Here is a 22,660-nt window from a genome sequence, read left to right on the forward strand (position 1 = left end):
GCGTTATAACTCCATTTCAAATTCGCAGTCTTCGCTGCTGGCGAGCGCGTTTAGCTGTTGTTCTACTTGCGTGGCAAATGCGTCAAGTTGTGGGTAAGTCAGTAAGGTCGCGACGGCAATTTCGTTGCCGAGTGCTTGACTACACAGAGCGGTAACTTGTGCTGCCTGTATCGATGAGCCACCTAAAGCAAAAAAGTCGTGTTGTAGGCCAATCTCGGAGACTTCAAGCACTTGCTGCCAAGCATTGGCGAGTTGTTGTTGTAGTTCCGTTGCTGGCGCGATATAGGTAATACTATCTTGCAGCGTTGGAATGATGAGCTGAGCGGTATCAAGTTTGCCATTTACTGTCATTGGAAGTGCGTCAATCTGTGATATCGCAGCAAGCTGCATATAGCTTGGGAGCTGTTGATTCAACCATTGGCGAAGGTCGTTCACATCACACTCAGTGTTAGCGTTAAGTACGACATAACCCAACAGCACTTTGCCTGTTTCACTTAAATGTAAGTGTGCAACGGCGTGGTCAACATCTGGATGCGCTTTGAGTTTATACTCAATTTCGCCTGGCTCAACACGGTGACCATGTAAATCCCACTGTTTGTCAGCTCTGGCAACAAACTCGAATTCACCTTGCTGATTTTTACGCACTAAGTCTCCGCTGCGGTAGAGCTTTTCGTCAGAAAAGTGGTTGTTTTCACAGCGAAGGTGATAGTCAACATAGTGTTTTGCCGTTTGCTTTGGTGCCTGCCAATAGCCCAAACCGACGCAATCACCGGCGATGTATAGCTCACCCAACGCACCGTCCGGTAAAATCCGCATAAAAGGGTCCAACACATAGCATCGAGTGTTACGAATAGGCTTACCAATAGTGATAGGTGTATTGGGGTACACTTCACTAAGTGTTGCGGTGACACTTGTTTCACTTAATCCATATTCATTGAAATGATACTCTGCCAACTTGTGGCTGACTGGGTCTAAACGAGAACCACCGGCATACAATACGGTTAAGTTAATATCCGCTATCCACTTTGGAAACTGATTGATAAATACCGTAGGAATAAATGCGACGTTGACCTGTTTAGCTTTGAGATAGCGGCACAGCTGTTGTGGATCTTTGCGTATTGGCTCTGGAATGATTTCCAGTTTAGCGCCAGCAGCTAGGGCTGGGAATATCTCGCAAATACAGGCATCAAAAACATATTCAGCATATTGGCTAGTGACTACCTGAGTATTTCCCTCTAATTTATGGGTGTTGCGCTTCTCGGTGCAGAGGTTAGCAAGGCCTTGGTAAGACAGCATCGCCCCTTTAGGTTCTCCCGTCGTCCCCGAAGTAAAAATGAGGTAAGCCAGCTTGTCTGTTGCATGATTGTTGGCTGAGAATGGCCGTAGTTGAGCACTTTGCTGTAGTGTCTGTACATCAAAGGTCAGTGTTGGCAATGCATTCCAGCTGAGTGGTGTGCGGCTAAGGAGCAGTTTTGCCTGCGCTTTTGCCATAATCTCTTGGCGACGAGCAACGGGATGATTAGCTGAGAGTGAAACAAAGGGCATGCCCGCTTTTAGCGCCGCTAGCATTGCTATGGGAGCTTCTATACCTTTATCAAAATAAAGTGCAACTGGCGAGCCTTCGTCATTGGTTGCAATCAACTGTGCTGCTAAGTGATCAGAAAACAAGTCTAGCTCGCGATAACTCACGGTTTGCTCAGCGAAGCTTAATGCTGTGCGTGCTGGATACGCTGCTACTGTCTTCGCAAATTGCACTAAAAAAGCGTCATTTGGTTGTGATAATCGTGTTTCTGAGATGACTTGCTGTAAATATTCAGTACTAACCAAAGGGCATTGTAGTAAAGGTTCCTCGTTGTACTGACAGAGATTTTCAAGATAACGGCAAAAAAAGTGCACAAATTGTTGGCAGCGGGAAGACTGGTAACGACTGCGAGCAACAATGAGCTGACCAACCAATTGTTCTGGCATATCTTTAATCACCAAATTCCAGTCAAACTTGGCTGGGTGATACTGGTTTTGCTGGGCGGTGTCGCTGGCGACTTCAAAATGTTGATATTGCGCCGTTGGTAGTGAGAACTGATCAAAGGTAAAAAACACTTGGAACAGTGGCGATACACCCACCTCTCGGATCAATCCAAGTTGTGCGGCAATTGACTCTAACGGCAATTGTTGGTGAGATTTCGCCGCAAGTAACAGCGTTTGGCTTTGTCTTAGGTAGTCAGAAAAACTCTTATTTAAGTCGACACGCAGCGGCATCGGTAAGGTATTAACAAAGTAACCTAGCGTATCTTTAAATGCCGAGTCGCGGTTATCGGTGGGGGAGCCAACGACAATACTTTCACGACTATCCCATGCACATAATGCGAGCTGAAAAGCACACAGTAGTAAGTTGTACATAGATACCTGATGTGATTTTGCCAGCGTCCTTAACTCACATGTTAGTGTTGCCGAGAGGGTAAAGGGGAATGCTTCACCTTGGTGATCAAACAAAGCCTGTCTTGGCTCATCGGTTGGCCATGGGGTGACATCAATATCAATCAAGTGTTGCTGCCAAAATGCGGTGGCATCGTCGTATTGTTGTGTTGATTGCCAATATGCATAGTCGCGAAATTGCAGTGAGGTTGGGGCAAGCGTGTGTCCTGATAGCAGCGTGTTCAGTTCATCCAACAATACTTGTGTCGACCAGCCGTCGAAGGCTATGTGATGAAATACCAGTAACACCCCAAATTCATCATCTTGGTGATACAGTCCGATCCGTAGCGGCGCATCATTCTCAAGGTCAAATGTCTGAGCGATAAATTCACTATGCGGCGTGTTTATGAGGGTTTTGCATGTTGGCACGCCTTGCTCATCTTTATATGCCCAACGACCTTGTTGCTGTTGAGTATAGCGGGTGCGCAAAATAGCATGACGCTCAACCAGCTGATAGATTGCGTGTTGTAACGCTTGCTGTTGTAGCCCACTTTGGCATTTTAGCTGTAAGGGGATATGAAAAGCGCCTGATTGTGTTGCTAATTGCTCGCTGGTGAGCATCGCTTGCTGCTGCGCGGGCACAATGATTTCGTCAAGTGATTGTGATGTTGATGCGACCGCTAAAGGCTCACTGGCGTTGCTAGCTTGCTGTGATACCAGTTGCGCTATCGTTTTGCTTTGCAAAAATTGACTCAAACTGATGTTAACGTTACAGCTAGAGTGCATTTTAGCCACCAATGTCATTGCACTCAGAGAATGGCCGCCTAAGGCAAAAAAGTCATCATCAATGCCTACGAGCTCAACTTCAAGCTGTGCCTGCCATAGAGCACAAAGCTGCTGCTCTAATGGCGTGCGCGGTGCTCGGTATGGTGTCTGTGATACCAGTGCGACGCTTGGTAAGCTGCGGCTGTCCACTTTACCAGAGGCGAGCACAGGCAATTGTTCTAGCCAACAAATGCCATTTGGCAGCATATAATCTGGTAATTGCGGTTGTAGCCACTTCACAATCTCGGTGTGAGAGAGGGTTTGGTCGCCAGTGAAATAAGCAATGAGATGGTTGTTTTGCTGTACTTTGACGCAAGCTTGGTTGATTTGCGAATGCAGGTTAAGTAGGTGCTCTATTTCTTGTAGCTCGATGCGATAGCCACGAATTTTTACCTGCTCATCGGCACGTCCTAAAAATTGGATCTCGCCGTTTGCCAGATACCGCGCCTGATCGCCCGTGCGATACATACGTGTTCCGTGCCAGTTAATAAAGCGCGACGCCGTCTGCTCTGCAAGGTTAACATAGCCTCGTGCGACACTCGCGCCACCAATAAGGATCTCTCCTTGACAAAAGGGTGGCAGCGCTTTGAGGTTGGCATCAACGATCTGAATATCAACATGAGGCAGTGGTGCGCCAATATTATTGAAATAGCATGATTGTAGCGGCTGGTGGTTTGCTGTTGCGGTTACCGTGGTTTCGGTCGGACCATATTCAATATGAAGAAGAGGCGTCCATGCCTCCATGAGATTACGGTCACAAGGCTCGCCACCGGTGATCACACGCTGTAGTGCATGATGCTCGGGCGGCGTACCAATGGCACTTAAAAATGCAGGAACTGTGACTAAGTGACTGATCCTTTGGCTAACGATAGTTTCGCTTATCATAGCTGGCGAGTTTGCACTTGCCTCATTCATGATCACCCAGCAAGCACCGTTGAGCAGTGTTAAAAAGAGTGGCTCTACGGACGCGTCGAAAAAGTACGGAGCCAGACTCAGTGTTTTTTCACTTGAGTTAAAATTGTAAGCCGCAGTTGCGCTTTGAACCAAAGCCTGAACTTGCCGCTGCTCTACCATGACGCCTTTTGGTTTACCGGTGCTTCCAGAAGTATAAATAATATATGCAAGTGATGAATGACACGTTGAGTTCGCTTGATCTATATCGAAAACAGGAGCTGGTTGTTGCGCTAACTCGTCAATGTTTTGCACCTCTGTGATTGCGCTAAAACACATGGCTGTATTCAAGGTTGCTTGATGACAAAGTAGCAGGTTGGCACCACTGTCTTGCAACATAAACTCACTACGTGTTTGGCCTTGCTCTGGATTGAGGGGTAAATATCCAGCACCGGCTCCAAGCGTTGCTAATATGGCGACTATCATCTCTGGACTGCGCTCAAATATCAGCGCGATAACAGGGTTTTGCTCGTGGGTTAACTGTGCTTGGAGTTGCACAGTCAGGTGCTGAACACGCGCAGCGAGTGTTTGGTAAGTAATAACCTCATCGTTGATTTGTAACGCTGGTGCATCTGGAGCTGCTGAGGCGCAGGCTAAAAATTGTTGATATAGCGATAGGGTTGAAGTTTGCTTAACTGTGGTTGCTGATGGCTTTGTGCTTGGGTGAGAAGTTGATAATTGCTCAAGAGCGACGTCGCTGTGCTCTAACTGCTGTACCAATAATTGCTGATAGGTGTGGGCAAATTGCTGTGCAAATGCATCATCAAACTTATTGGGATCAAGACTTATCTGTCCTTGCAGATTTGTATTGCTATCATCAAATGCCAGACGGAAATCACATTTAATCGGGTTATATAAAGACTCGTTAGTAAAAGCATCAACCGCTGAAAATGGTAACGCAAACTCGTCCATAAGCTCGCTGGCAAATCTCTGTACACTAAACATCAGGCTTGGCTGAGGTGAGTGTTTGCCCTCACTCAAACAGGCAACTTGTTGATCATAAGGATAACTTTGGTATTGTTTTGCGGCGCGCACAGTCTCATGAACTTGCTGCACGAGGCTGGCAAAATTTTGGCGGTAATCTAGCTTCACTCTAAGCACTAAGGTGTTGACAAAAAAGCCAATCATTTCTTGCGTTTGCGGGTGATCTCGATTATCCGATGGCGCACCAATCACGATGTCTGTTTCACCGCTATGAAGTGCCAAAATATAACAGTAATGGGCAAGCAACACGCTGTACACCGTGGTATTTAATGATTTTGCTAGGGCACGCAATGCCTGACTTTGCTGTGGTGAAAGTGCAAAATAGTGCGTGAGCGATTCGGTTTCGTGTGTTTGTGTAGCAAACAGCGGTGCAATTTGTGTGGCATGAGCGCCTGCAAGTTGCGTTTGCCAATAACTGTGTGCAGCGCTTTGTTCTTGCCTTTGTTGCCACTTGGCAAAGTCAAAATAGCTTAATGGCTTAATGTTTTCTCCTTGTAGCAAGCTAACTAAGTCGCGCAACATGACTTGCATTGACCAAGCATCAAAGACGATATGATGCCAAAGGAAAAGCATAAAACGCCTTTGCTCAAGCTCGATAATACAGACTCTAAAGGGAGCTTGAGTATGGAGGTCAAACGGCGTGTGGATGTGCTCTTTTACCAGTGTTTGTACATGAGCCAAAGTGGTTGCACGGTGATACTCGACCGCTAGAGGTTGTAAGGTTGCTCGGCAGTTAAAATGCTCAGCATCGGTTTCAATTACACTCGTTAGGATCGGGTGATGGACAAGCAGCTGTGCTAGTGCCGAGGTTATGTCTTGTTGCTGCGCTGGATCATTCAGCTCAACCAGCATTGGAATATGATAAGCACAGGACTTTGGTGCACGTTTGTCTACATACAGCAACCTTGCCTGGGCATTGGAAAGTGGCACTGGCTTTAATAATGGCCAGCTTAAAAAGGCTGTTTCGGAGCAGATCTGGTGGGCGCTTAGTAGCGCCAATAGTTCAGCTTTATGCGCTTTGAGTGCTGTGAGCAAAGTTGGCGCTACGTTACCCTCATATCCCAGTGCCAAGGTATTTTGCTCAGACACCCACACGCGCAACTGCTGCGCGTGAAGGTCGTTCAGTAAAGATGTTAACTCCATGACTATAGCTCCATCACCTGTGAAGAGGTGGTGGCAGGTGCCTCCTGAGATTGGGTGATATCACTCAACTCTATGGTGTTTAGGTGTTGAGCCAGAGCCGCGACTGATGGATTGGCAATAATCGCTGATAACGGGATCGCAATCTGATGCCATTTATGGGCATTGCGTACGAGCTGCACCGCTAAGATGGAGTTACCACCTAGGCGATAGAAGTTATCATGGATACCGACTTGTTCCAGTTCTAATGTGGTTTGCCAAATTTGGCAAAGCGTCTGTTCAAGCGCAGTGCGCGGAGCTGCGTATTGGTTTGATGATAACACCTGCGGCAGCGGTAGTGCTTTGCTATCTAGCTTTCCGTTTACGGTTAGTGGCATCGCCGTGAGTTGGATGATGCTATCCGGTATCATATATGCTGGCAGCTGCGTTCGTAGATAATTAAGTAACAGCTCGGCGTCAAAATAAGCATGGCTTTCCATCACAGCATAGCCACTTAGCGCCGTTTGATTTTGGCGTGTATAGGTGATCACTGCTGCCTCTTTAACACCGCTACAGCTGAGCAATTGGGATTCGACTTCACCAAGCTCGATACGATGCCCCCTGATCTTCACTTGGTTATCCAAACGACCTAGATATTCTAAATGACCGTTTGGCAATAGTCTGGCGTTATCACCGGTTTTGTAAACGCGGGTGAGTTTGCCATTTAGCGTTAGCTCGAAAAAGCGAGTAGCGCTCAGTTCTGGCTGATTCAAATAACCAATCGCCAAACCTGCACCAGAGATAAACAGCTCTCCAGGACAGCCCACAGGTACTGGACGTAACTGACTATCCAGCACCCAAGCCTGCATATCATTGAGCGGCACACCAATGTCAGCAATCTGGGTATTCATGTTAGGGTGCAAAGGTTGGTACGTGACATGTACTGTGGTTTCAGTAATACCGTACATATTGACCAATTGAATACGTTTACCAAAACGTTGCCACCAAGGAGCTAGTTTATCGTAGTTGAGCTGCTCACCACCAAAGATCACAGTGCGAAGGCTATCAAGTGACGCGCCCGCAGAAATGGCAATATCACTAAAATTATAGAATGCACTTGGAGTTTGGTTAAGGACGGTGACAGCAAATTGCTCACACTGTTTTACAAAACCAAAACTGTCTCTTGCTTGTTCGTAGCTTGGAATAAACAACCGACCGCCATGACACAGTGCTCCCCATATTTCCCAAACACTAAAGTCAAAAATCGTATCGTGATAAAGCACCCAAGTATCTTCGCTATTAAAGTGGTAAAGCGGTTGACTGGCAGATAGCAAACGCGCAACATTTTTATGGCTTTGAATAACGCCTTTAGGTTGGCCCGTCGTACCTGAGGTGTAAATTATGTAGGCTGCAGAATCAGGCGACGGTCGGCAAAGTGCAATATCGCAAGGCGCGAATGTATTATCCAAGTTTAACAGTGGCCAATTTGATTGCTCATTTTCGCTCAAGCTTTGCTGACTTATGGTGTTAGTTAATACTAACTTGAGCTGAGCATCGTCAATAATAAAAGCATTGCGGGCAGCTGGCGCTCTTGGCGATAGCGGCACATAAGCGGCGCCAGCTTTCATGATGGCGAGCATTGCAACCACTGTGTCAATGCCGGGCTGCAGGTATAGGCCGATATACTCAAGCGTGCCATACTGCTTAAGAATATGTGCAGCCAGACTGTCTGATCGAGTACTTAGCTCCTGGTAGCTTAACTCCATTTGACTGGTGATAAGTGCAGTTTGCTGGTTGCGAGACTGCGCGTGATGCGTAAATAGTGACAGCAAATCTTGGCTTTGGTGCTGTGTCGCTTGAACATCGCGCTCAGCAAGGTTTTGTAAACTTAACTGCTCAAGTGGTAATTGCCCATCTACACTGATAAGTTGAGCGAGAATATGACTGAAGTTGTCACTCAAGGCATCGATAAACCAAGGATCGTAGCGGTTTAAGTCAAACTCCCATAACATGGTGACCGAATCATCCTGATCTTGCCCCATACGGGTAAGCACCACGATATTAATCTCAAACTTCGCCGCTTGACTGCTGATCGCCTCGAAATACTCAATATCATCTAACCCCGGAAGCGTGAGTTCTGGGAGTGGTGAATCATGGAAGCTAAAACAGATCTGGAATAACGGGTTGACGCCTTTGATGCGCTCAGGGTTTACGTCCGCGACGACTTCAGTAAATGGTAGGGTTTGATTGGCCAGCATGTCGTTACTGACTTCAAAACAATGCTGTACCAGTTGTTCAACAGGCATTTCTGGTGTTTGCTGAACTCGCGCCACTACGGTGCTGACGAGCATACCAATGGTATCATCCACATTGGTGTAGCCTCGGTTTGCAACGCCAGAACCAATACAGATATCCTGATCGCCACTAAAGCGCGAAAGGACAATATTTAATGCCGCAAGGGCGACGGCGAATGGCGTGATCTGATGCGCTTGGCTGTAGGCTTTTAAATTGTTCCATAGCGAACGAGGCAGTTTTACTCGGTGTGCGCGACCACGTTCGGTGGCGGTTTCGCCGAGACGAGAAACAGGCAAGTTAATACGGCTCGGTGCATCTTGTAGTTGTGCTTTCCAAAATTGGCGTTGCAACTCGGCTTGCTCTGTTCCTAACCATTGATGCTGATAGGCTGCGTAATCGGCGTATTGTGTGATTTCAGGCAAAGTACCTTGGCTTGCGCCATGTAAGCGCTGCTTATAACAACTAAAGAGGTGATCAAGGAAGATGTTAGAAGACCAACCATCATGTACTAAGTGATGTTCAATATGAATAAGTACATGTTTATATTCGCTAATTTTTACAATTGCCCAGCGCGCTAGCGGTAATTGGTCAATCGCAAAAATATCATTCATATGACCATTAACGAGTTTATCGACCTCAGCTAATGCTTGTGTTTCTTGATACTCACTAAAATCAAAGTAAGGCACGTCTTGCTGGTAGTGTTTTGCAATATATTGCAGTGGCTCATGTAAGTCGTAGCTAGTACGGAAAATCGCATGGTTATCAACGATATCCTGTAATGCACCTTGTAGTGCTGGTACATTTAAATCACCACTGAAGGTGATTGTACACTTTGCATGATAGGCTTTATCACTTGGATCGGCTTTGGCTAAAAACCAAATCGCGCGTTGTTGCAGTGATAGCGGGGCGACCTCAGCAAAATCAGCATCGCGCTTTGGAATCGCAATGGTTTCAAAGTGTTGAGTTTGCATTGCCTGCCATACTTGTCCAGCACTACGATAGCGATAGATTAGGTGTGTTGGCACGCTTAAGCCGAGCTGCTGAAATAACTGGTTGCTAAGGTTGATTGCAGAAATGGAGTCACCACCTTGTTGGAAAAAATCTTGTTGCCAGCCAAGGCCTGGCAAACAGAAACCTTGAAACTGTGTTAAAAAATCTTGTTGTTCTTGGCTCAGCTGATCTTGCGGTTGGTCTTGTTGGCTACTTAATTCGTAATTAGCGAGCGCGCGGCTATCTACCTTCCCGTTTTCGGTCATGGGTAATGCGTCTAAACATTGATAGTGATCTGGCAGCATGTAGTCTGGCAGTAACTTTTCTGCTAACTGGCTGATGTGTTGTCCAAGGTCTGCTGTGGGTTTACTATGGGGAACGATAAATGCCACCAAGAACTTAGCATTACCTCGTTGTACTACTTGGCAGCTTGCAAGTTTTACCGCCTCATGTTGGGCAACAACTTTTTCTATTTCACCTAACTCAATACGAAATCCGCGTAGCTTAATTTGGTTGTCATTACGACCAACAAAATGATAATTATCACCGTCAAAACTAACTAAGTCGCCAGTTTTATAAAGTCTAGCGAAGTGCGCAGGGTCTACTTCTGCTTGATAATAGGGGTTTGCGATAAATCGAGACTTTGTGAGTTCAGGACGGTTTAAGTATCCTTTTGCCAAACCTGCACCACTAATATAGAGCTCACCGATAGCACCATTGGCTACTTGTTGCAATTGCTCATCTAGCACATAAAGTCTGGTATTCACAAAGGGTTGACCAATATTAAATTCGGAGTCGGCATTGGTATATTCATTGGCGCAGGTGCACACGGTATATTCGGTAGGACCATAACCGTTAAACACTCGCGTGACTTCTGAAAGTCGAGATAGCATTTCTAGATTTGGGGTTTCTCCTGCAACGATTAATTTGCGCATCGAGCGCAAATCTCGGGGATCCATCAAAGCCAGCAATGCAGGAGGGATAGCGCCAAATTGAATCGCATTTTTTGAGATCAATTGGCTCAGCGCTTTGGCATCTCGTCGCTCGGTTTCTGTCGTTACAAATACAGTTTGACCCAACATGATATGCACGAGCAGCTCAAACACGCTAGCATCGAAAATATAAGAAGCAAACATCATAACGCGGTCTAATCGGTCTAGCTCAAAACGGTTAATTTGTGATTCGGCTAAATAAAGTAAGGTTTGGTAAGGTACTTCTACGCCTTTTGGCGTGCCAGTGGTGCCCGAGGTGTAGATCACATAAGCAATATCACTCATTTTATAATCAGGAGTAACAAAGGCTTGCGTTGCAGGAGAGTCGATCAGCACTTGAGGTGTGTGGCCAAATTGTGGCAGTGCTTGATAATGTCCATGGGTGACGATAAGCGCTGGTTGGCTATCTTCAAGAATAAACTCGCAGCGAGCTTTTGGTGCCTCCGTGGAAATAGGGATATAACCCAGTCCTGATTTGATTGCCGCTAAGATCCCCACGACCATATCAATGCCACGCTCGAGATATAGTGCCACATAAGGCGATTGAGATTGGCTCAGACTCACCTGTTGCTGAATATTCGTGGCGACCCGTGTTACCAGCTCTTCAAGTGCTTGATAGGTGACTTGCGTACCGTTAAATACCAGTGCGATTTTATTGGCGTATTGGTTGAGTGCGCGCGTTAATAAGATCTGCGGCTGAGTGCTGTAATCAATAGGAGACTGGGCAGTCATTGAAGTAATCCTTTAAATATAAAAATGCTCTTTGTGTACGATATGTAAAGAATGTGTTTGAAATGTGTATTTTGTGATTTCGAGTTGAATTGCCGTCTTCTCAGCTTTTGCATATGACAAAAAGTCGCTACCATGGGGTATCAAACCAACCAAGGAATCATCATGAAAATCAAACCTCTGGGCACGCCTTTTTCGGCAACTGCTTGCAAAATATTACTCTGCGGTGGCGGTGAGTTAGGGAAGGAAGTCGTTATCGAGTTTAAGCGCTTAGGTGCAGAAGTGATTGTCTTAGATCGCTACGACAATGCGCCAGCGATGCAAGTGGCAGATCGCAGCTATACCTTGTCTATGTTGGATGGTGAAAAGCTCAAAGCGATTATTGAACAAGAGCAACCTGATTATATCGTGCCGGAAATCGAAGCCATTGCGACGGATAAGCTGGTGGAATTAGAGGCTGAAGGTTACACGGTTGTGCCAACCGCCAAAGCGACTCAACTGACCATGAACCGAGAAGGGATCCGCCGTCTTGCCGCTGAAACGCTTGGGCTTGCTACTTCCCCCTATCAGTTTGTTGACACCTTGGCAGACTTTAATGCTGCTGTCGCGCATATCGGCATACCTTGTGTGGTTAAGCCTATCATGAGCTCGTCAGGTAAAGGGCAAAGTGTGATTAAAAGTGTCGCGGATATCGAAGCGGCTTGGCACTACGCTCAAGAGGGGGGGCGTGCAGGTCAGGGCAGAGTGATTGTGGAAGGTTTTGTTGATTTTGATTACGAAATTACGCTTTTGACGGTACGCCACATTGATGGCACGAGTTTTTGTGAGCCAATTGGACATGTGCAACAAGATGGTGATTATCAGCAAAGTTGGCAGCCGCAGCAGATGTCAGTACTCGCGCTAGAGCGCAGTAAAGCGATGGCTGAAAAAGTCACGGCAGCACTGGGCGGTCGGGGTCTGTTTGGCGTTGAGCTCTTTATTAAGGATGATGAAGTTTACTTCAGCGAAGTCTCACCAAGGCCACATGATACCGGCATGGTCACGCTTATCTCGCAAGACTTAAGTGAGTTTGCGCTGCATGCTCGGGCAATTTTAGGTTTGCCTATCCCCACTATTCACTTTAATGGGCCATCGGCATCTAGCGTGATCCTTGTCGAAGGGGAATCAACACAGCTACAGTTCAACAATCTTGCACAAGCGCTTGCAGAGCCACTAACGGATATTCGTTTGTTTGGTAAACCCGAGGTGAGTGGCAAGCGTAGAATGGGTGTGGCGTTAGCGCGCTCAGATTCGGCTGAAAGTGCTGTCGAAAAAGCCAAGCAAGTGGCTGCAACAGTAGGAATTACGTTATGAACTCAAACACCCGCGTACTTGACCCATTAGTATTGGGGTTTTGGCGGCTATTAGATTGGCAAATTACGCCGCAAGAAAATTTACGCTTTTTAAAGCAAGCGATTGAGCTTGGAATACGCGATACTGATCATGCTGATATTTACGGTGAGTATCAGTGTGAGGCGGAGTTTGGCAAAGCCTTAGCGCTTGAGCCTAGCATTCGAGAGCACATTCGGATCATCACTAAATGTGGCATTAAGCCCGCATTTCCAAGCTTGGGACTAGCGGGAAAGGCGAACCACTATGATTCGAGTAAGGCGCATATCATTGCCCAAGCGCAGCAGTCACTAAAGCATTTCGGCACGGATAGGTTAGATGTGTTGTTGATCCATCGCCCGGATTATCTGATGGATGCTGATGAAGTTGCCGATGCGTTTAATACCCTCAAACAAAACGGCGATGTGCTGCATTTTGGGGTCTCGAACTTTACACCGAGCCAGCTTGCCTTATTGCAATCGAGACTCGATTTCGCTTTAGTGACTAACCAAATTGAGTTTTCACCTTATGAGATGAAAGCGCTTGACGATGGCACGCTTGATCAGTGCCAACAACTAGGCATGAATCCTATGCTGTGGTCGCCGCTGGCAGGGGGGAGAATATTCTCCAGCGAAGATGAAAAAGCCGAACGACTGCGTGCGGTGCTACAGCAAGTGGGTGAAGAGATTGGTAGCACTGAAATTGATCAAGTGATCTACGCATGGCTTGCCATGCATCCATCGAAACCTGCCACTGTGCTTGGAACGGGAAATATCACTCGAGTTGCCAGCGCGTTTGCTTCACAGTCACTTAGCATGAGTCGCGAGCAGTGGTATCGCATTTGGACGGCGTCCACCGGGCATAGCGTACCATAACCGATTAGTTTGCCCTGAAGTTATTTGGGGCAAACCACGGCAATAAATTTGAGCCAGTTATAATATCAGTTGCATTCAAACCCCAGGTATCGTAGTTTGTTAAAAATTTATCAATTAGAACAAATGAATAGCGAAGTTTTTCCTAGTAAACATAGATAGCTTCGCAGTAGCTGAGAGCACGACTTTTGAACTTTAATACTTATCTCAAACTACTTGTATATTGTCTCTTCTTTTGATTATTTTGTACTTTCATTTCTAAAAAGGAGTTAAATAAATGAAATGTATAATCTCAGCGGTGCTATTCTTGATGTGCATATTGGCCACCAGACCTGTATTTGCGAATTCGAGTGCGTCTGATTATCGAGGCCAGTTTTGCAGCTTATGTACATCTGAAAGTAAAGCTCAGCAAATGGCTAAAACTTATGCACCACAAAAAAGCTGCTATCCATTAAAACCTAGCGCGCCTATGACCCCTGAAAACATGCAGTGTACTTCTGCAAAAAAACAGGTTTTTCTTGTACACCCTTCAAGTGGAACGACTTACGGTTTTTGGGTTACGCATGAAGATTTTTTACCCTATGATGTCAAAGTGACTGCCTTTTCGTTAACGGAAGTACAAAAAAAGGTCTTTGCAGAGGCGGCCAGTTTTTATGAAGAGATGAAGCACGTACTAGCAACTACCTCAAGTCAGAATGTGAGTCGTTATGGTTTGTCAAACGTGCGTAGTCAGGCTCAGCAGCCAGAACAATCGTGCCCATCAAATTCTGCGCTAGCAACTTTGCTCGACCCCTCAAAAATGATGGCACTGGAGGAGCTTGCGTTGGCTGAGATTACAGTTGGGATGGGTGACGGTATTGATGTTAATAAGAGAATTTATCAAGGCGCGCGTTTCACTGGAGGTTCCGTGAGTCTATCTCATTTTGGAGCGAGTGTGTCAGTCAGTATACCTGAACATGAGCAACCGCTAGTTTATGCTAAGACGTTTTATGAAAATGAAGAGTCTAGCTCATTTCGTGATGTGCTAGCGTTGAGCATAGATCATATCGGTTGGGATGCTGAAAATGTACCTTTACTGGGTATTAAGTTGAATAAAGCTCATTCGCGAGTTGCTGGGGGGAAAAGAATTACGACGCTATTGCAAGCACTTCATGGGCCGCAAGAAATTACTAATGAGTGTGTTTTATACCAGCTAGAAAAATTAAGTCAGTTCGGACAGTTGAAACTTAAGGATGGTTCGGCGACTCGGTTTGGTAATCCAGGTGGAATTCCGCTAGAGTCTGGAGACAGCAGTAAGGTAACAGGTTGCACAATTCATTTTTACAATTCTCGCAATGAATTACAGTACGTTTTTAATGTTCCAAACTCAGAATGTTGAAGAATTAAAAAAAGGGCCTTTCGGCCCTACGTGTTGCAGCAAGTAAAAAATAAGGTGATGCGGCTGTCACAGGACCGCTCACCTTTGGTCATCACAGATTAAAATCTAATCCATAACTTACGTATGCTTTAATATCGTCACTACTGTCTAGGTCGGTTTTTACTAATCCGAAGGTAAAACCTTGCGTAGATAAACTCACCCCGTAATCCATATAAGCGTCGTCTTCTCCTGTCCACTCAAGCACTGTATCTCCGCTGGAGCGACCAATATGTAGAGTTAATTCACTGTCTTTAAAAATGGGGAAGCTGGCCGACACTTCGGCATATAGCATGTCTTCTTCTGTGGTTGAGTCGCTTTGCGCTGTGGCTAGGTGGCTGAGTTTAAACGTAAAGTATTGCCAGCCAAGCGCGGCGTAAATCTCGCCAAAATCAATATCTCCACTGGCATCGGGATAGGCGTAGTGGATATAACCGAAATCAAAACTCATGCCCTTGATTTCGCCAGCGTAACCCGCGTACAGATCCATTTCGTAACTGGCGGAGTCGCCAAAGTCGATGTTAGAGACCCAAGTGCCTGCATAAAACCCTGACTCATTGCTATAATCCAAGCCGCCAGACACCGCTGCACCGTCATCAGTCTGGGTGATACCACGCCAGTAATAATTTGAGCTTGCCGCAATATTCGCGGTCACTTCCGCCTGAGCAGAGACACAAAAGCACGCAGTCAGGCCGCCGAGTAGCATAAGCAAAGGTTTGTTTTTCATTCTGTTTTCCCCATTGAACGCAGAGTTATTATTCGGTTGTTGTCATTGCATTTTCTGCAAAGAGTAAGTGCAAGGGGGAGGCCAATGTCGGAAAATAACGGAGAATTTATTCTATGTTATTAAAAATATTAGCATTTAATTTCTGAGTTTCGAAAGTAGGACAGAGTGATTTGCATAAATGTTGCACATGGCTGGTGCAAAGTACCATAGCTTGCACGATATTAATGCAAGCTATGGATTGCGCTAGCCGTTATTGAAGTTTAGGTTAGTTATCCAAAGATGGTGCGCATTAGGCTGATGGTTTCATCAACACTGCGGCCTTTTTCCACTTCAGCGACTATCGAGTCACGTTTGGTGCGAATATGCTCTGGAATAGACTCATCCGCGAGCGCGCGGTCGACTAACACTTCTGCTGACTCTTTACCGCGGCGTACTGTTTTTTTGCCACCACTGGTGCCGTTGCGCTGAGGTTTATGCAGCAGCTTAAAGTAATTGGAGTTAGTGGCGGTGTCTTTATCCGCGTAATAAAACAGGCATGGTAGCAGCGCTTTAATTTCAGCAAGTTGCGTTTCAAACTCATCCACAGGAGCGGCCATCGTATACCATGGCATTGCTTTAATGGTGCTGACGACATCGGTCCAGTAACGCTCAAAATCGCGATTGTTAAGTTTAGCAACACCAAGCGCTTGGCACAAAGCGTCAAGCTTGCTCGAGGTTATTGGAGTGAACACATCAGGGCGACGCATTGCTAATAGGCGAGTAGCTGGTGCAAGCGTTGGCTTTTCCTCGCTGCCAGCAAAAGCGCTTAAATACCCCACCATAAATGACTGGTAATGTTCGAGCGTCACGTCACCTTCTGCCGGGATTGCGGCTAGCGCTTCATCAAAAGCACCCGGAAGGTCGTCTAATAATTGGTGAAAGCCTTTTGCACTTTTGGTGGAGGCAAACCACTCCACGTCAAACTGATACACGCTGGTATCTAAATTTGCAGCATGCTTACCGCTAAAGGCGAGGCGATCTTCTTTGATCATGTCTTTAAGTGGAGTGCTGCGCATTGGTTTAAGGTACTCAATCAGTTTTAATTGCTCATCTAGTGCAATCACTTCTTTGTGACTAGCAATAAATGCAGCCACCATAGGCCAAGGCGCAATGCGTAACGTTTTGAGTTGTAAAAAGCTAATCGCTGCGATGAGCAGATCTTGTAGCTTTTTCACTGTAGGTAATTGATGGTCATCCAGTAAATCAAAATTGATACGATTTTTCGCCACATCAAGCAGTTCATAACACCAACCAAGAAAATCTTCAGGGTGATTTTCCACTTTAACCGCCATCAGATTAAGGCTGATCTCCGTGGCCTGTTTGAGGATATTTTGATAAATCTGACTTTCTTGTTCGCCCAAGGCCATGTTTGACGGTGATATGAGCAGTTTCTTCATGCGGGTTAGATACTCCAAGTTTGATTAATAAACCAACCAGTAAAATATAGCTAATGATGCTAAAAACTGGCAAGGGCGAGGATCATACCGATTAGTCAAAAGGTTGCAATCGCTCAGTACAAATTATTTGCCTTTATTCATGGTATATTCGACTACAGCCGTTATCATAAAGAGAACCAAGCCTTACGAAGGAAAAGCAATGAACCGGCTAGTTAAAATCGTAGGCGCCATTGTCGCGCTTATTATTATTCTTGTTATCGCAGCCCCGTTTTTAATCCCCAAACAGGCAATTATTGACCAAGTCACGTCACAGGTTGAGTCAGTGACAGGTAGAAAACTGTCGATCGATGGCGACTCTGACATCGGTATTTTCCCAACGCTGCACATTGAGCTAAACCAAGTGCGATTTGCCAACATGGCAACGGGCAGTCGCCCAGATATGTTCGCCATGGAGCAACTTGCCGTACATATTCCGTGGTTAAGTGCGCTGTCAGGCGAAGCTAAGCTTGAGCGCTTTGTGATAAATAATCCTAAAATTATTCTAGAAACCGACAAACAAGGTAATGCTAACTGGCAGTTGCTACCCACCAGTGCAGAAAACACGCCCACGGCGCAAACCAGCTCAAAAGGTAATATGCAGTTACCGGAAGGCTTAGATGTTAGCCTTGGCGAAGTGGCGATTTATGGTGGCTCGGTGACTTATCTTGACGGTGTGACAGGCGCTGAATATCAGGTAACTGATTTAGACATTAGCGTGATGTTATCGTCACTGTACCAACCATTAGAAGTCGACGGTAAGCTGACTTTTCAAGGTCAAACTTTTAACCTAGTTACTACACTCGATAATCCAGCAAAGGCGATCGAAGGTGAAACCTTTAATGTTGAACAACAAGTAAAATCAGCGCTGTTCAACCTTGACTATAAAGGTGAAATTGCAGAGCAAGGTAAAACCATTCGCGGTCAATTAGCCTTGTCTGGCGACTCGGTAAAAGCGCTAGCTAAGTGGCAGGGCGTTGATCTAAAAGCCAAAGAAAATGCGTTCAACGACTTTGGCCTAAACGCCAAAATGACGATGCAAGGGCAAGTCTTTACTCTCAATGCCTTAGAGGCAACCTTGGACGAATTGGTAATAAAAGGTCAAAGTAAAGTCACCCTCTCAGGTAAGCCTGATATTACCGCGAGTGTTGACCTTGGCATGTTAGATCTTAACCCTTATTTGCCAGAACCTGTGGAAAAATCACAAACGCAACCTGAGTCAGAAGGCGCACCAGCACAGCCTATCGTGTGGGATGACACTGCAATTGATTTGTCAGCACTTAATAGCCTCAATGCGAATGTGAAGATCACCTCTACAGGGCTACGTGCGAGAGAAATTAAGCTTGGCGAAAACCAAATCAGTCTAGTACTTAACTCAGGTAAGGCAACACTGAGCCTAGATAAATTCCAAGCCTATGAAGGTCAGGGTAAAGGTAAGGTCGTTGTAAATGCAGCAGCAAAACCTTATGCCATCAGTACTGACTTTGCGTTAACGGCAATTAATGCCGAGCCACTACTGACTGATGCCATTGGCTTTGACAAAGTATTGGGTAAAGGTAGTCTTAATTGGGCGTTAAACACACAAGGTGTCAGTCAAAAGCAATTTGTGAATGCCCTTGGTGGTAAATTAGGTTTTGAGTTCAAAGATGGTGGCGTAAAAGGCGCAAACCTTGCTGAGATGATCCGTAAGGGCAAAGAGATGCTCAAAGGCGATTTCTCTTCGGTATCGCAAGGACTCAATGCTAATTTCGACCCAGATCAAAAAACCGACTTCTCAGCCATGACTGGCACCTTTGTCTTTACCAAAGGTGTAGGTCAAAACGATGACTTCTCGTTGGCAAGCCCGTTACTACGAGTGACAGGCAAGGGCACCGTTGATTTACCACAAACTTTAGTTGATTATCGTGTGGTGACTGGAATTGTTGATACCATTGAAGGGCAAGCCAGCAGCGATGACAGTACCGGTTTTAAAATTCCGGTGCGGATCAAAGGTCCATTCCACAAAGTTGAAACTAGCTTAGACCTAAAAGAAGCGGCAAAAGACAAAGCCAAAGACAAGGTTAAGGATAAGGTAAAAGACAAACTTAAAGGTTTGTTTGGTGGATAGATCTTTATGACGCTTCAATAAACAGCTCATCTGTTTGTTTTAAATCAATTTCAGCTAAACAAGGGCTTGCCGATGGTAGCCCTTGTTCTATATTTATCGCGAGTGAATTATCTATATGCAGTTATAGTGAGCTTATGATGACTTATGCCTATAAGTTGTAACCAGCTGTAATAGAATTACTGCTATTCATGTGCTTAGATAGATGCGAATAGCTCTATAAACAAACGAAGGATAAAAGAATGAGTACACCTACTTTACTCGAATACACGGTGACCCCAAAAGCTGAGGGTAACTGGATATTTTCAAATGACGATAAACCAGTTGAACTTAAATTAGCTCAGGGTGAAAGCGCTGTTCTAACTTATAAGCTCGTTACTGATGAAGCCGGCTGGAGCTTTGCTGAAAACGGTACTTTTTTTACCGAAGCGCAAGACAATTTCAATTATAACCTTACAAGCACATTAAAAGATGAGTCAACGGTTGAGGTGAAGATTGAAGCATTGAATGTTGCGAATACGCTAAGTGAAAATGATATCAAAGCGCTTTCAGCTAACCCTGATGCGAGGGTTGTTACACTCGTAGACAATAACAACTCGAATATTGAGTTCAGACTTGTTGCTCAATATGACTCCGCAAATGGTGCTGTGCGTTATTTCTCTCAAGATCCAAGGGTGATAATTGACAACCCAGATGGTCCAGGTTAATTCGTAATTTGCATTTGGCACAGATAGGTAAAATGTTCTGTGCCAATTCTTAATTCAAGTGATGGCGAGTGACATAGTGTCCTGAACCATGACAGGCGATAAAAAGACGGGCTCCAGCCTAAATCAATGCTTTTTTTCAGTGAAGCCATCGCGGAATACTTTTCTTCTATCAGGGTTTGAATTAACGATTTTACGTAAAAAGCTTCAGCTGAATCGGGATACTCAGCCAAATATTCATCAATTGCTATTAATGCCTCTTGGTGCTTACCTAGGTGTGCTAAAGCTTGGATGCGCACGACTTCAACTTGGCTTGCTGGATCACTGGCTAAAATTTGCAGATACACTTCACTGGCTTTCGCCTTCTCACCCATTAGTGAGTAAATGTCTGCGTAGTTAAGTAAGATTTCTACATTGCTGGGCGCCAACTGAGAGGCTCGTTCAGCAAACTCTAGTGCCCGCTCTAAATCACCTAATAGCATCAATACAATGGCATAATTATTAAAGGTAGCCGTACTTGTATATGAGCGCTTAACTAGAGCCTGATAAGATTTTTCTGCGTCATGGAGCTTACCAAGTAGAAGAGAGATATCGGCAATGGCCTTCAGTGTTTTCAGGTTATCAGGGCCGTAATGGCTGGCTGCCCGTAAGTAAGGTAAGGCTTCTTCATACTGGCCAAGCTTCATGTTGAACAGAGCTGCATTGCGGATGACTTTTAAGGTCGGTCTAAGTTCATAGGCAAGCTCAGTGTGATGAAGTGCCGAAGCGTAATCGTTTATTAAATGATAGTAGATGCTGATAAGTGCATGCTTTTGATACTCGTCCTTGGCTGAATTCTGAATGGCTAAAAAGGTTCCTTTGGCACGGATTTTGTCTTTTGCAAACGCATAAAAATCGAGATAGGAACCTTGAATAATTGTACTTGCTTTTAATCTCTTGGGGGCTTGCTGTAATACTTGTTCCCAGTTTAGAAGTATTTGATCATTTGAACTATCTTCATACAACTGAGTCGCGAGTTCAGAGTAAAGTGAATACAGCGGCAGGAAGTCCGGCGCAGTATCAATCAGCGTTGTTAACTCTTTTAATATCGTAGCGCGGTCCGCATCTTTTACTAAACTAGCATTATGCAGTGTGGCGTAGTTATTCAGTAATGTTTTATTGCTAGTGGCTAAATCAGTTGAGCCTCCGGTTAATGAAGTGAGGGCCGAGGCTGTAATAGCAAAAACACGACTGTAGTTTTCACTCGATGTCATCGTTCGCGCACTACTAATTAAGGCTCCATTAGACGCATCAACTAAGTCGATAACGATGTCACAGCTTTGAATATTACAGTCTAGTTTTATCGTAATGAGCTCATTACTATTTAACGCTCGCCCCAATGCCTTTAATGGTGCTTCAACACCAATAAACTTTTGTGTTTGCTCTACTTCACTGTCTGAAATGAAGACGTAATCATTATTACTTAAAAAATGTTGTTTAAGTGCGTCGTTAATTGCTAACTCGATGTTTTGTTGATGCGCTTCAAGTAGTTGAAAAGAGTTTGTGAATTTTATCGGTAGCGCTGCAATATAAACCTTGGGTTTGGTTTCCTGCCAATACCAATACCCACCAACGGCTAAGCACACTAAAAAGGTGAAAAGTACTGCAATACCTAGTTGCTTTTTACGTGCTTTGGCTTTCTCTCTGGCTCTATCTCGTAGCTCTATTTGTTCAAGTGACACTGTCGCTTCGCTGTTATCGTAGCTAAAGGCGTGTAAAATTTGCTTTAGCTGCTGACTGACTTCATTCGCGCTACTTGGGCGAGCGTTTTTGTCGTATTGCAATAAGCGATCAATGAGCTGTGCCAGTGCAGGGGGAATATCTAAAATACGTTTAGCACTGGCTTTTAATGGCTGGAACTTGATCTGTTCAGCAATAGACTTGTCACTACCATCGTCAGCTTGTTCGAAATAAGGATGATGTCCTGCTAACAATTGATAAGCTATTAGCCCAAATGAGAATAAGTCACTGCGACTGTCTAGCGTTTCATCACGAAGTTGCTCTGGTGACATTGCTGTGAGACTACCGTAACTGGTATGTGGACGAGAGGCTTGGTTGTCTTCTAATTGTGAAATACCAAAGTCGGCAATTTTGGCTATGCTCTGTTCATTAACCAGTATATTGCCAGGTTTTAAGTCTAAATGAAGAATGTTCTGGCCATGAGCTGAGGCTAGGCCATCGGCAATATGGCTTAGTAGCTCGACTTTTTGCTCGGTAGTTAATACGTGTGTTTTTGTGTAGTGCTGTAAAGTTGCACCTTGCACATATTCCATTTCCAAAGCCATTAGCCCATCGCTTTCAAATACATCATAAATTTGTACTATATTTGGATGGTTAAAACGCGCTAACAGGCGGGCTTCGTTGAGTGCATCTGATTGCGTGTGCTGAGTTAGTGATATCACCTTTACCGCCACTCGGCGGCCTAATTTTTTGTCGGTAGCAAGGTACACTTTGCTCATTCCGCCTTCGGCGAGCAAGATCACGTCCTGATAGTATTCTTCTAACTTCAACACAGCGCTGTCTTTCTCTTTTATTATTGGGGTTAGTGTATCGCTAAAAATACTAAATTAGTACCATTTGCGTTGGGCTTAGTCGCAAATAACAAGTTGAAAATTTAACACTTTGTCATACTCACAGCCGCATGTAGGTTATAAGGATAAATA

Annotated in this window: 10 protein-coding genes; 5 read left to right on the forward strand and 5 right to left on the reverse strand. The window is 45.1% G+C overall.

Annotation, left to right across the window (positions count from 1 at the left end; translation table 11 throughout):
• Window positions 1-3: 3 nt before the first annotated feature.
• Window positions 4-6,315, reverse strand: a complete 6,312-nt coding sequence (locus tag L1271_RS17520) for a non-ribosomal peptide synthetase (RefSeq protein WP_235368399.1) — start codon at window positions 6,313-6,315, stop codon at window positions 4-6.
• Between the two features lie 2 nt (window positions 6,316-6,317).
• Window positions 6,318-11,300 carry a non-ribosomal peptide synthetase gene (locus L1271_RS17525; RefSeq protein ID WP_235368400.1) on the reverse strand — a complete coding sequence of 1,661 codons (4,983 nt, stop codon included), beginning with the start codon at window positions 11,298-11,300 and terminating at the stop codon, window positions 6,318-6,320.
• Window positions 11,301-11,462: 162 nt separating this feature from the next.
• Between L1271_RS17525 and purT the strand changes: the two genes are divergently transcribed.
• From purT to L1271_RS17540, 3 genes are all read left to right on the forward strand, one after another.
• On the forward strand, window positions 11,463-12,650 hold the full coding sequence (gene purT, locus L1271_RS17530; RefSeq protein WP_235368401.1) for a formate-dependent phosphoribosylglycinamide formyltransferase: 1,188 nt from the start codon (window positions 11,463-11,465) through the stop codon (window positions 12,648-12,650).
• Entirely contained in the window at window positions 12,647-13,540 is an 894-nt protein-coding gene (locus L1271_RS17535) for an aldo/keto reductase (RefSeq protein ID WP_235368402.1), read from the forward strand. Before purT ends, L1271_RS17535 begins: the two co-directional genes overlap by 4 nt.
• Window positions 13,541-13,814: 274 nt before the next feature.
• Complete coding sequence (locus tag L1271_RS17540) at window positions 13,815-14,915, forward strand: hypothetical protein (protein ID WP_235368403.1); 1,101 nt, start codon at window positions 13,815-13,817, stop codon at window positions 14,913-14,915.
• A gap of 91 nt (window positions 14,916-15,006) precedes the next feature.
• Here L1271_RS17540 and L1271_RS17545 read toward each other — a convergent pair whose 3' ends face one another.
• Together L1271_RS17545 and L1271_RS17550 are read right to left on the reverse strand one after the other, a co-directional pair.
• Window positions 15,007-15,678, reverse strand: coding sequence for a TorF family putative porin (locus L1271_RS17545; protein ID WP_010378243.1), 672 nt, complete (start codon window positions 15,676-15,678; stop codon window positions 15,007-15,009).
• A gap of 269 nt (window positions 15,679-15,947) precedes the next feature.
• Complete coding sequence (locus L1271_RS17550; protein ID WP_235368404.1) at window positions 15,948-17,114, reverse strand: hypothetical protein; 1,167 nt, start codon at window positions 17,112-17,114, stop codon at window positions 15,948-15,950.
• A 199-nt stretch (window positions 17,115-17,313) separates the two neighbouring features.
• On the opposite strand from L1271_RS17550, the gene L1271_RS17555 reads away from it, so the two are divergent.
• The gene (locus L1271_RS17555) at window positions 17,314-19,257 is read left to right on the forward strand and encodes an AsmA family protein (protein WP_235368405.1); all 1,944 of its coding nucleotides are present in this window, start codon (window positions 17,314-17,316) and stop codon (window positions 19,255-19,257) included.
• 239 nt (window positions 19,258-19,496) lie between these two features.
• Window positions 19,497-19,961, forward strand: coding sequence for a DP-EP family protein (locus L1271_RS17560; protein WP_235368406.1), 465 nt, complete (start codon window positions 19,497-19,499; stop codon window positions 19,959-19,961).
• Here the strand turns inward: L1271_RS17560 and L1271_RS17565 are convergent.
• Entirely contained in the window at window positions 19,958-22,510 is a 2,553-nt protein-coding gene (locus L1271_RS17565; protein WP_235368407.1) for a protein kinase domain-containing protein, read from the reverse strand. The genes L1271_RS17560 and L1271_RS17565 overlap by 4 nt on opposite strands.
• Window positions 22,511-22,660 lie beyond the last annotated feature (150 nt).

Origin of the sequence: Pseudoalteromonas sp. OF5H-5, assembly GCF_021530695.1 — a bacterium.
Classification (GTDB): Bacteria; Pseudomonadota; Gammaproteobacteria; order Enterobacterales; family Alteromonadaceae; genus Pseudoalteromonas.

Coding starts and splice junctions, on each gene's coding strand:
- L1271_RS17535 (WP_235368402.1), top strand. CDS start 12,647: ATGAACTCAAACACCCGCGTACTTGACCCATTAGTATTGGGGTTTTGG.
- L1271_RS17555 (WP_235368405.1), top strand. CDS start 17,314: ATGAACCGGCTAGTTAAAATCGTAGGCGCCATTGTCGCGCTTATTATT.
- L1271_RS17560 (WP_235368406.1), top strand. CDS start 19,497: ATGAGTACACCTACTTTACTCGAATACACGGTGACCCCAAAAGCTGAG.
- L1271_RS17525 (WP_235368400.1), bottom strand. CDS start 11,300: ATGACTGCCCAGTCTCCTATTGATTACAGCACTCAGCCGCAGATCTTA.
- purT (WP_235368401.1), top strand. CDS start 11,463: ATGAAAATCAAACCTCTGGGCACGCCTTTTTCGGCAACTGCTTGCAAA.
- L1271_RS17550 (WP_235368404.1), bottom strand. CDS start 17,114: ATGAAGAAACTGCTCATATCACCGTCAAACATGGCCTTGGGCGAACAA.
- L1271_RS17520 (WP_235368399.1), bottom strand. CDS start 6,315: ATGGAGTTAACATCTTTACTGAACGACCTTCACGCGCAGCAGTTGCGC.
- L1271_RS17540 (WP_235368403.1), top strand. CDS start 13,815: ATGAAATGTATAATCTCAGCGGTGCTATTCTTGATGTGCATATTGGCC.
- L1271_RS17545 (WP_010378243.1), bottom strand. CDS start 15,678: ATGAAAAACAAACCTTTGCTTATGCTACTCGGCGGCCTGACTGCGTGC.